The organism is Metasolibacillus meyeri (genome assembly GCF_003049505.1).
Lineage (GTDB): Bacteria > Bacillota > Bacilli > Bacillales_A > Planococcaceae > Metasolibacillus > Metasolibacillus meyeri.
In genome coordinates this window covers 1-10,118 of record NZ_PYWN01000180.1, presented here as the reverse complement: position 1 = coordinate 10,118, position 10,118 = coordinate 1, and the positions used below count along the sequence as shown (strand labels likewise).

The following is a 10,118-nucleotide window of genomic DNA, read 5'->3' as shown; positions in this document are numbered from 1 at the left end:
CCATGTTCGTTGAGCGAATTCCGCTGTTCGTTGAGCGATTTTCCATGTTCGTTGGGCGAATCGTTACTTTTGAATCAAAAAAGAAGCCTGAAAAGTTCTTCCCTTCTCAAATTCCTCGCTTTTCAGACTTCTCTTTTTACTTATTTATTCGTTGTCGCATATAATGGAAGGCAAAGGGGAGATTGTATATGAAAAAATGGCTCTATACGTCGCTTGCCGTTTTATTTGTCAGCATGCTTTTTATGAATATAAAAACAGAAGCAGCACAAGATAAAACAGCCATACGAACGCTTGTAGAGGAAACATACTTATTGTCAAGTGATTACGTCACGCCAATTACATCATTACCACCAAAAGCAATCGTTATTTTACATAATGTCGAAGCTGGGTGGGCACATATTGAATATAAAGGACAGCAAGGCTATGTACCTTCCACTACGTTAAAATCTGCCCAATCGACATTAATGCTGGCATCCGCAAAAAATCCGCCAATTGTAAGAGAAACAACAGCAGCACAAGCAAAACATTTGGGTACTCTTTATATAGACAGCATCGTGCATGCATACACAACTAATGAAGAGAACTGGTATTTTGTACAGTATGGTAATTTAACGGGATATGTCATTGCAACAGCATTAAAAGCACCAACTTCTCAAAAAATGCTCGTCCAAAGACAAGATGGATTAGTTGTACGCAATATCGCCAGTAAATTTGGTGAAAACCTAACTGTTATTCCTGCGAATACAAAAGTCGATGTATATACTAATTTTCAAGGTTGGGCGTATATTGTGGCAGATCAGCATGTAGAAGGCTATGTATTAGCGCATGGTTTAAAGGCCGTTCCTGTTCCTAAGCCAGGAAAATATAGCCAAGGCATTGCCACAAAAACAAAGCGAATTGCCTTAACCTTTGATGATGGTCCTCACCCTACCGTGACAAAGCAAATATTAGCAACCTTAAAAAAATATGATGCCAAAGCAACATTTTTCGTGACTGGACACCGTGTCAATAAAAGCCCTAAGGTTTTGAAGGAAGTATATGAGGCCGGACACGAAATTGGCAATCATACGTGGAACCACCCTAAGCTTACACAAATCGAAGTTAAACAAGTAAATGCACAAATTAATGATACAAATAAAATCGTGAAGTCCATTATTGGTGAGGAGCCAACATTATTTAGACCACCGTATGGTGCATATAATAAAGAAATTTTAAGCTCATTATCTGTTCCACTTGTGATGTGGTCTGTCGATACGCTTGATTGGCAACATCGCACGCCTTCTAAAACATTGAAGGCTGTACAAAACGGCTCATATAATGGCAGCATTATTTTAATGCATGATATTCATCAAACAACAGCAGATGCTTTAGACGGCGTCTTGAGCTATTTATCGAAGCAGGGCTATGAGTTTGTGACAGTGTCAGAGCTGATTGCACAATAATCATGTTAAGTCATTGAAAAAAGACATGACAAAGGTTCTATTTTTGCCTCTTTTCTTTAATTATTTTTCACAATAAGTAAATTAAAAGCTAGCTGGGAAAATTCCTAGCTAGCTTTTTAATATCGATTTAATTCCGCAAACGTTAAATATTCTGTTGAGGCTGTTTGTAATATGTCCATATGCTCCACGATTGCTACCCCTGACGCGCAGGCAATTGCAAATATACCTGTTGCAATTAGCAACGATAGCTTACGATGAATTTTTTGCATTTCATTGTTTGAGGATTGCTTATCTTTACTGCGTACTAAAGTGAAAAAGCGCGTTCGTTGGCTTTCCTGCGCCAATACAGTATGACATGCAACACAAAGCTTTGCAACATGCCCTTCTATACATAATTGATTAATTTCCACAATATTTGCTGCGCGTTGGCAGTTTTCACAACAGTTCTTTTTCATAAGCATTTCCCTCTCCATTCTATATATTCTATTATATCTAAAAAATTAGAAAATTCAATATTTTGAATAAAAAAAGCGTGAAAGTAATTAGCTACTTTCACACTCAATTTTTATAGACTCTTTACAAGCGTCAAAAATGCTGTTAATGAGTCTACTTCATATGTAGGTATTACCTCTGCATTAGGCTCTTTGTGCTCTCGGTTCACCCAGACGTTGCGCATCCCTATACGCGATGCCCCTAAAATATCTGTCATTAAATTGTCGCCGACCATTATGGCATTTTCAGCTGTTGTGTTAGCCTGCTCTAGCACATATTCAAAAATCGCTACATCTGGCTTTCCTTTGCCGAAATAGCCTGAAATAATAATATGATCAAAATAAGATATGAGCTGTGGTGTAATTTCAAGCTTGGTATTTTGCAAGCTCGGTGCACCATTCGTTAGCAAAACGAGCTGATATTTCCCCTTTAGTTCATCTAATACCGCAAATGTATCCTCATATAAAAATGGATTTTTTTTACGCTCTGCTACAAATCGCTCTCCAAGCTCAAAGCCAAACGCTGCATCCTCAATCCCAAGCTTCGCTAATGCCTGTGTCCATGCAGCTGTACGATATGCCGGTACAAGTGATTTCATTTTTTGAAACATCTCAGTTGAATCATCAAATGTTCCCCAAAGCCCTTCAAATGGATTAATGCCAATTAGCATCGCATAATCGTATGTTTCATATGCTTCATAAAGCGCTCTTGCACTTTCACGCACAGCCTGCTCCAATTGCTTTGCATCCACTGCATAACGCTCACTTGCATATGCACAAGTATTATCAAATGCTGTTTGTACCGACTTTTTATCCCATAATAATGTATCATCTAAATCAAAAATGATGGTTTCAATTGTCATATGGTAGCCCCTATCTATGTATTCTTCTATTATCCTACCATAATAGCTAACTTTTCAGAACATTCTTTTAACATAAATTTTATAACAAAATATCTAATTTAGAAGCATTCAATTCTAAAAAATAAATCAGATTTTAAATACTATTATTTTAATACTTTCATCGAAGTAAAGTTCATAAAAAAAACACAACTTAATTATTGCAATTTTTTACAGGTAAAATATACAATAATACATAGGAGATCCCAGAATATAAAAAATAAAGGTGAGGAAATAATGAATAAATTAATTAAAAGATTATCAATACTACTAATATTTACTTTAATTATCCAAACTTTACTTCCAATTTCTAGTTTAGCCAGTCAAAATACACTAGATACACAACTTGAAAATTGGAATATAACAAGAAGTGATTTTGAGAATGGTGTAGAATTTATTTCTTATAATCAAGAAGTATTTTTAGAGTTTGCAGATGAGAAAACTCTAAAATCATATAATATTTCAGATGAAAATACTGCATTACTTTACTATTATTTAAATGAAGGTTTCAGTACAGAAAGTGAAGTCAATACGACTTTTACCGCTAATAATAACGAAATAATAGCTCAACCTGCAATTATTCATGTATTGGTTAGAGCATTAGTAGACACTGCTGTTAAGAAAAAAATGGGAAAAGAAATTAGCAAAAGAATTGGAACTGAAGTTGAAAAGAAGGTCATACCACAAATGCAAGACGCAGCTGAACAAGCTACAAAAAAATACACATTTAAAGACTCTAAGGGACCTGAAAGTAGCGGTGCTGCAAATGGAATTAATCAAGGGGAGCATATTCTTTCATTGCAAGACAATGCTGGTGATTTTATACGTTTCCATGTTAACCTAGAAGAAAATGGAACTAAATCTATTTGGCATTGGCATTTACGTGATAATTGGAATTGGCATCATGGCCAAATAGAACTAAATCATAGTACTTTACCAAAATGGGGAGCACCATTAAAAAAATGATTAGTGAACGAATTATCTTATCTACATATGGTTGCAATTTAGACCATAAAAGTATTCATAACTTAATTCACACACATTTGGCACCTTTTCAAATCTTGTCTGATGAGATTCCTGTATGTATACCAAACGAAAAATTACTTGTATCATACGATGTCTATGATGCTAATTTAGAAAAGGATCATATAAGTTCAAATTTCTCTTTTCAAAATTTTTTGTTGAAAAAAGAGCGCTTAATTGCATTCGAACAAGCACTTAATGACCTAAATATTGGTATGCCTATCCGATGCTTTGATGCGAGAGGACACATCTGGGTAACACTTAATGATTTAGAATATGATGTACGTACCCTCATTTCATCTGACAATAATACAAAATTTGCTTTTATAAATCGAACAGAAGAAGGAAATGACCTTATCCGCAATAAACTGCACCTTTTACCTAATAAATTACGCTATTTAATTATTCATCAACATGTTCTAAAGAGCTATGAGGAGCAACAAGAACAAGTAAAAGAATGGATTTTAACAATTCATCAATACTTGAACGAAGTGAAAGGTCTATAGCAATAAAAATACCTCTATCCATTTTATTTATGGGTAGAGGCTACTCATATATAATTATTTAAATACAAAGAGAGGTGCAAAATGGGCGAAATACTTTTAGAAAGAAAGTTATTATTAACATATGGTTGCCAGTTAGACCATTCAGCTATCTATGCTTTATTTATGGCACATCTTGCACCTTTTGAAATTATGTCATATGAAATCCCTGCATCTGCACCGACTGAATCTCAAAATTTATTAGTAGAATATGATGTATACGATGTATATTGGGAGGGAAATTGTAACCAAAAAATAGATTGGTCTTTTCGCTACTTTTTAATCAACGAAGAACGACTATTTGCTTTTGAACAAGCACTTGCTAAATTACCAACAGGCAATCATCTACAATGTCATCCTTCAAAAGGGCATATTTGGGTGACAATCGATGATGTGGAATATGCTACTCGTACACTAATTACAGAGGAAAAAAAATATATTCTTATGGATAATACCGAAGAAGGAAATATGCTTCTACGACCTCATATGCACCGTTTACCACCTGTGCTACGCTATTTAACTATTGATAATGAGTTTACTTATAGTTGTGCGTTAACTTATGAAGAGCAACAGCATAAAGTAAAAGAATGGATTGGTACAATTAACCGCTATTTAAATAATAATATCTCAAAGGTAGATTAGTATTCTACCTTTGAGACAACAAAACGATATTCAAAAAGCATAAATGAAATTTATTATTTCTTCCTATTACGCAATGCCTGCATCATTTGCTTCATCTTATTTTGCTGTGCAGTTATTTCTCCCTCTAATCGCTCGATGTGATAGATGCCATCTTCATAGCTAATTGCTACAATATCCCCTTCAGACAGCTGCTCGCTGTATTCACTGCGATGGATAAGAATTTGCTCAGTTTCCTCTGGTCGCTTCAAGAAAATCGCATAATCTCCTTCAAAGCGATCTAATGTATAGTTATTCAAGCTCACTAACAACCTCTCCCTTTGCATTGATAAGCTGTGCTGCATCACCACTATTTGACCATATTTGTTTCGCAGTCCACTTTAATATACCTTTGCCATCCTTCGCATCTGGGCCGCTCGTAATAGATAATTTACTGTTTGGTTGAAGTGTAATATTAGGAAAGTTAAATACTTGCTTTCCTTCTACTGATACAAGCTGCCAACCTTGTAAGGATACAGGCTCGCTTCCCTTATTTTGAATAACAACAACCTCATCAATTAAATCTTTACTAACCAACTCAACTTGTGTTTTTTTAGCTGTTGGTTTTGTGCTAATCGAGCTCGTCGCGCCCATACCAGTCCATCGTGCAGCCGTTGTCTCATAGCTTACCCCATCTGTTGTAAAAACAATCGTGCCTGCTTCTGCAGTACCGTAAATTTTGCTTTTAACTGTTAGCGCATTTTCAATAACCTCTGCGTGTGGGTGACCATATTTATTATCCTGTCCATAGCTTAAAACAATCGCCTCAGGCTTTACTGCTTGAATGAAGGCTAAAGAGCTACTCGTATTGGAGCCATGATGTCCAGCTTTTAACACGGTCGCTTGAATATTTTCCTGTAATAATTGCTTTTCAATGCTAACGCCCGCATCGCCAGTTAATAAAAATGAAACCTCACCATATGTAATTTTTAAAACAATAGATGCATCATTATTATCTGAAGCATTTTCGTCCGCGTAAATAACTTCTGTTGTCAATTCCTTGTCAAAATCAATCCTATCGCCTTTTTCAGGTACATTGTATGCAATATTTTTATCCATCACTAATGTTAACATTTCCTCAAATGTTTGCGATGTATGCACCTTGCCAGAATCAATAAAATGTCCGATTGAAATAGAGTTTAACACCGCTATTAAGCCTCCGATATGATCTGCATCAGGATGTGTCGCTACAACGTAGTCCAATTTCTTTACTCCTTGCTCTCGCAAATAGTCGACAACTTTTTTACCCGCTCCCTTTACACCGCCATCAATCAACATCGTTTTACCATTTGGTGATTGAATAAAGATTGAATCGCCTTGTCCTACATCAATAAAATGGACACTCATTTCATTACCTGAAACAGACTGCTGCTCTGTTTGCTGAAATTCAATTGTACAGCCTACTAATAATAGAGCAACAGCAAATAAACTAAAAACTATTTTCTTCATTCATAACCTCTTCTTTTCTACTGCTTCGCATAAGCAATTTTAAAATCATTGCGCCCGTTACGCTTTACTGCATACAATTCTTTGTCTGCTGTTTGTAACAGCTCCGTAAAATCTTCAATCTTTGTTGCCTCTACTATATAAGCACCTACGCTTATACTAATTTGTAAATGACCTTCTTTCGTTAAAGCAGATTCTGTTTTAAAAAATGAGTAAAGCTTCTTTATCATTCTTTCAAATTGCTGTATATCTTTCATACGAACACAAGCAATAAATTCATCACCACCGTACCGTGCAAAAATAGCATCGTATTGCGTAAAGAGTTGCGCTGCATTTGTAGCAACGAATTTTATAATATCATCACCTATCAAATGGCCATATACGTCATTAACTTGCTTAAAATAGTCGATATCAAAAATAACGCAACCAACAAAATGATTGTTATATTTCGCATCTAAAAGGTATTTGGGTGCCTGATACTCTATATAACCACGGTTGTAAATTTGGGTCAATGGATCAATAAAAGACGCCATTTTATATTTGCGTTTCTTTTCATCTAACTGAAATTTTAATAACGCACGATTGTATGCTTCTTGCTCATGCTTTTCTAATAGCGCTATATATTCCTCCTGAGCGCTAACAAGCTTCTCAACTTTGTTACTTTTCTTATAATAATCAATAAGAGCTCGTTGCATCACCTTTACCATATAAAGGTCGCCTTGCTTAATAAAGATTTGTTTTGCTTTTTCAGCAGCTTCAATCGCCTGTTCCATACATCCTTTTGTAAATTCCAGTGCCATTTTCGCATTATATAGCAATGCCCTATTACGATCATCGCGATTTTTACCATATGCATGTACTATTTCTCGCATCTTTATATACAATTCGCTTGCGGCTTCTACATCTCCAACATAGGCAAAAGCAATGACTGCATTCACTTTTATCGGCAGCAAATCGATTTTTTCACAATCAAAATGAGGCAATGTTTCAAGTGCTTTTACTGCATACGCCTTTGCTTGTTCATAATTTTTTAAATCGTAATAAAGATTTGATAAATTGGAGTATGTGTAACATAACTGCCTGTATTTCTTTTGTTCTTGAGCAAGTGCCTCCGCTTTAAGCATAACTTCCTTCGCCATCTCTGTATGACTTAAAACCGTATATAGAATACCTGCTAAACCATAATACATGCTGTAGTGTTCATCTGATGGATGATTGCTGCATATTTGTTCCACTTGAAAGAGCGAAGCAAAAGCCTCTTCATAGCAACCCGTATACACATGAGCAACGATTCGATTTTTTAATATGTCCAATACGTCATCAACTTCATTTAATTTGAATAATTTATTCGCGATTTCATCACTTAATATAATGATGTCCTCGTAGCGCTCTTCAGCACGTAGATTTCTAATTGTTCCTGCCAGTTCTTTTAGTGTACCTTTATTCATAAGCGCATCTCCTTGACTCTCCACCGAAAGCGGAGGAACTATTCAATCCAAATATTTATCATGGTTCTGAGGCTGACTTTTTACCAGCTCCCCATTTAGTTTTCTTTCACAACATAAAAATATCCGATTCCTTTGAAATATCTAACGAACTCTAAAATGAACTAGTTAAAATTTATCATAGGAAACGTTTTCATATTTAAACAAAACAGGAAATAACATAAAATGAATATGCTATTCCCTGCTATTTTAACTAATTTTCACATATAAATCATTCAAAATTTCAATTTTCTTCTTAATTGCTTCTTCAAAAGTCATGATATAGGCAGCCGGATCTTTAGGATTATGAAATTGGGTTATTTTACCTGTTTTAGGGTGAACGAATTTTGATGAAGCGCCACAGCCAATCCCTAAAATTGTTTGTACTTCTTCCATAATCACGATATTGTAAATAGATTCTTCACCTGGCTTACAATAACCGACGTTTTCTAAATTTCCTAAGATATTTTTTTGTCTGTATAAATAATATGGAACATAGCCATTTTCTTTTGTCCAATCTGTCGCCATTTGCATCATTTCACTTACTGTGTCTCGATCTGCTACACGATATTTATCTTTATTACGCGTCATTTCGGATGCTCGCTTAAAGCTTAATGTATGCACAGTTAGCGATTCAGGCATCATTTTTGCCGATTCATTTAATGAATGGTCAAATTCAGCAATGCCTTCATTTGGTAAGCCAATAATTAAGTCCATATTAATATTATTCATGCCATGCTCACGCGATAACCAAAACTTATCAATCGTTTCCTGCACCGTGTGATGTCGCCCAATGGCCTTTAAAGTTTCCTGTGTATACGATTGAGGATTTACAGAAATGCGGTCAATTCCCCATTTTTTTAGCACTTCTAATTTTTCAGGCGTAATCGTATCAGGTCGTCCTGCTTCCACTGTAATTTCACGAATAGTATGCGGATTTGGAAACGATTCAAACATCGTTTTATAAAGTGCATCCATCTCGTCTGCTTCAATAGAAGTCGGCGTCCCTCCACCCCAATAAATCGATGTAATGCGCATATTATGCTCTGTTAACCATTTCCCCATTTCGCGCAATTCAATATGCAGTCCATCAATAAATTTTTCTACGCGCCCCTGCTTGCGGTTACTTTGAATAGCGTATGCGGGGAATGTACAATAAGCGCACATCGTCGGACAAAAGGGCACACCAATATAAATTGAAATTTCTTGCCCGAGTTCGTCTAAATCTGGAATAATCTTCAGCTGTCTCGCCACAATTTCTTTCATTAAAGAAATTTTCGTATCTGATAAGCGATAATCCTTTTTTAGAATGGCGAAAATTTCTTCCTCGCTCATCCCAGCTTTGCGATATTTATGATAAAGCTTCGTAGGACGAACGCCCGTTAAAATGCCCCATTGCTGCGTCATACCCGTATATTGCTCAAGTACATCGAGCATAACATGTGATAACGCGCGCTTCATACGAATACTTTGCTCTTTTTCTGTTCCCTCTGTCGCATAGCGAATCGCATAATTGCTTACATATTTTTCACCATCAACAGTTAATTGTGCTGCGGTATGAATTGTAAAATCTGCCTCTATATGATGTTGAAAGGCTATTGCCATATCAGCGCCTGCCTGTGTAAATTGAATAACTGAATCTTCATAAAAAAGATTGGCAATATGATTTAATACTCGCTTCCAATCCTCTTTAAATTGTTCATTTATCTGTATTGTTTTCATCGTTTTTTCTCTACCTCATTGTCAGTTGATATAATGCTATCTATTTGCTCATACGGCATAAACATACTATTTATCATTGTACCAAAAAACAAGCATTTTTTTCGTAAAAATGCTTGTTGTTTTTTATGTAATTCCTTTAACGCCTTAAGATAGGAAGGTTATGTGATTTATTAGATTAGGTCAAACATATATACTTTTCATCAACAGCATATGACACTGACAAAAGAGCAAAAGCTTGTGAGCCAGGAATTTTATGAGCGCTTTTCCTATACTTATGAGCGAATTTTGATGTGTTATGATCACTTTTGTCATGCTTATGAGCGCTTTTCTGCTTACTCAAAATAAAAACCACCAGTAGAACTGGTGGTTTTCTCTGCGCGTGAAACGCTGG

At 35.6% G+C, this 10,118-nt stretch carries 11 protein-coding genes; 4 read left to right on the top strand and 7 right to left on the bottom strand.

Going from position 1 to position 10,118, the window contains the following annotated elements; translation table 11 throughout:
- Nucleotides 1-188 precede the first annotated feature (188 nt).
- The gene (locus C9J34_RS20045) at nucleotides 189-1,442 is read left to right on the top strand and encodes a polysaccharide deacetylase family protein (RefSeq protein WP_107841946.1); all 1,254 of its coding nucleotides are present in this window, start codon (nucleotides 189-191) and stop codon (nucleotides 1,440-1,442) included.
- Nucleotides 1,443-1,558: 116 nt separating this feature from the next.
- Here the strand turns inward: C9J34_RS20045 and C9J34_RS20040 are convergent, their stop codons facing one another.
- Nucleotides 1,559-1,897, bottom strand: coding sequence for a hypothetical protein (locus C9J34_RS20040; protein ID WP_107841945.1), 339 nt, complete (start codon nucleotides 1,895-1,897; stop codon nucleotides 1,559-1,561).
- A 110-nt stretch (nucleotides 1,898-2,007) separates the two neighbouring features.
- The gene (locus C9J34_RS20035) at nucleotides 2,008-2,796 is read right to left on the bottom strand and encodes an HAD family hydrolase (protein ID WP_107841944.1); all 789 of its coding nucleotides are present in this window, start codon (nucleotides 2,794-2,796) and stop codon (nucleotides 2,008-2,010) included.
- A gap of 273 nt (nucleotides 2,797-3,069) precedes the next feature.
- Here C9J34_RS20035 and C9J34_RS20030 point away from each other — a divergent pair, with 273 nt between their 5' ends.
- The 3 genes from C9J34_RS20030 (at nucleotide 3,070) to C9J34_RS20020 (ending at nucleotide 5,039) form a co-directional block, all read left to right on the top strand.
- Nucleotides 3,070-3,798, top strand: a complete 729-nt coding sequence (locus tag C9J34_RS20030; RefSeq protein WP_107841943.1) for a YpjP family protein — start codon at nucleotides 3,070-3,072, stop codon at nucleotides 3,796-3,798.
- Nucleotides 3,795-4,361, top strand: a complete 567-nt coding sequence (locus tag C9J34_RS20025; RefSeq protein WP_107841942.1) for a hypothetical protein — start codon at nucleotides 3,795-3,797, stop codon at nucleotides 4,359-4,361. Before C9J34_RS20030 ends, C9J34_RS20025 begins: the two co-directional genes overlap by 4 nt.
- Before the next feature lie 81 nt (nucleotides 4,362-4,442).
- The gene (locus C9J34_RS20020) at nucleotides 4,443-5,039 is read left to right on the top strand and encodes a hypothetical protein (RefSeq protein WP_107841941.1); all 597 of its coding nucleotides are present in this window, start codon (nucleotides 4,443-4,445) and stop codon (nucleotides 5,037-5,039) included.
- A gap of 53 nt (nucleotides 5,040-5,092) precedes the next feature.
- On the opposite strand, the gene C9J34_RS20015 is transcribed toward C9J34_RS20020, so the two are convergent.
- The 5 genes from C9J34_RS20015 to C9J34_RS22500 form a co-directional block, all read right to left on the bottom strand.
- The gene (locus C9J34_RS20015) at nucleotides 5,093-5,341 is read right to left on the bottom strand and encodes a DUF3006 domain-containing protein (RefSeq protein WP_107841940.1); all 249 of its coding nucleotides are present in this window, start codon (nucleotides 5,339-5,341) and stop codon (nucleotides 5,093-5,095) included.
- Nucleotides 5,328-6,524 carry an MBL fold metallo-hydrolase gene (locus C9J34_RS20010; RefSeq protein WP_107841939.1) on the bottom strand — a complete coding sequence of 399 codons (1,197 nt, stop codon included), beginning with the start codon at nucleotides 6,522-6,524 and terminating at the stop codon, nucleotides 5,328-5,330. The genes C9J34_RS20015 and C9J34_RS20010 overlap by 14 nt, the downstream gene beginning before the upstream one ends.
- Nucleotides 6,525-6,541: 17 nt before the next feature.
- Nucleotides 6,542-7,969, bottom strand: coding sequence for a GGDEF domain-containing protein (locus tag C9J34_RS20005; protein ID WP_107841938.1), 1,428 nt, complete (start codon nucleotides 7,967-7,969; stop codon nucleotides 6,542-6,544).
- A 246-nt stretch (nucleotides 7,970-8,215) separates the two neighbouring features.
- Entirely contained in the window at nucleotides 8,216-9,727 is a 1,512-nt protein-coding gene (locus C9J34_RS20000) for a coproporphyrinogen III oxidase (RefSeq protein ID WP_107841937.1), read from the bottom strand.
- Between the two features lie 175 nt (nucleotides 9,728-9,902).
- Nucleotides 9,903-10,118: hypothetical protein (locus tag C9J34_RS22500; protein ID WP_238600731.1), on the bottom strand; the 216-nt coding region annotated here is incomplete at its 5' end.